General features: G+C 45.3%; 1 pseudogene. It reads left to right on the top strand.

Annotated elements, in window-relative coordinates:
• Positions 1 to 200 (top strand): annotated as a pseudogene (locus tag LD39_RS23285) (polyprenyl synthetase family protein); the annotation flags it as partial.
• Positions 201 to 934 lie beyond the last annotated feature (734 nt).

The raw sequence follows: 934 nt of genomic DNA, 5'->3' as shown, positions 1-934 counted from the left end.
ATGCAGAAAAAATCGGCAAGCCGATAGGAAGTGATGAAGGGAATAATAAGAGCACCTACCCTAAATTGATGGGGCTGGAAGGCGCACGTTCCCAAAAGGAGCGTTATGTTATGAAAGCACAGCAAGCACTGACCAATGCGGGTGTTAATCAAACTGTTTTGTCTGAGATCATCGACTATTTAAGCAGCCGTGATCACTGACAAAATGGATTTAGATTGAGTGCTTAAAAGGAATATGATATATTAAGATTAGAAAAGGAATGGTGCAGTATCCTAGTCGGCCCTCCGTCCCTGAAGGCGGGCCTAAAAATCCGCCAAAGGGCACATCGATGAAGTTCCTTGTGTTGGCTTGAGGCGCCCAGCCTTGGGTCGATGCTGGGAGTTAAGGTCGCAGGGCGATCCACAAAGGCATGTGGGCGTTGACCCTGCTTCCGCGGAGGCCCATCACTGTAAGAATGTCTGAGCCAGATGTTTTTATGGAATGGGGTATGAACCTGCAGTATATGGAGTAATATCTATATGCGCAGCGTAGCCTGCCTTGAGTGGTTTTGAGGGGATTACAGTCATGTGAGCATCAACCAACTTCGGATGGCCACTGAAGCGTAGATGTGTTAACTGTATGAAATTATAACTGCAAAAGAGGCTAAGGAACGGTTAAAGGCTGTCGGGGAAATCCCCTAGGCTGTTCACATTCAGGACATGATTCAGGAATTATAGTGCGGACTAAGTGGCAATCTAGTCCAGCTTTCGGAAACGGAGCTGAGTCAAACTTAAAGGGGAACCGCCAGAGTGGTGACACTCGGTGTTTGATTGGGAAAACCTACTAGACCTAAGCCGCAATTTTTACCTGTTTCATGACCATTCCTTTCGCTACATAAAATCAGATTATGTTAAATATTGAGGTTGAGAATGGACAATAAATTTAAAAAATCCTT

Origin of the sequence: Halobacillus sp. BBL2006, from assembly GCF_000786645.1 — a bacterium.
In the GTDB taxonomy this organism is placed as follows: Bacteria; Bacillota; Bacilli; order Bacillales; family Halobacillaceae; genus Halobacillus.
The sequence above is the reverse complement of the archived record's forward strand: the minus strand, read 5'-3'. Positions and strand labels throughout refer to the sequence as shown.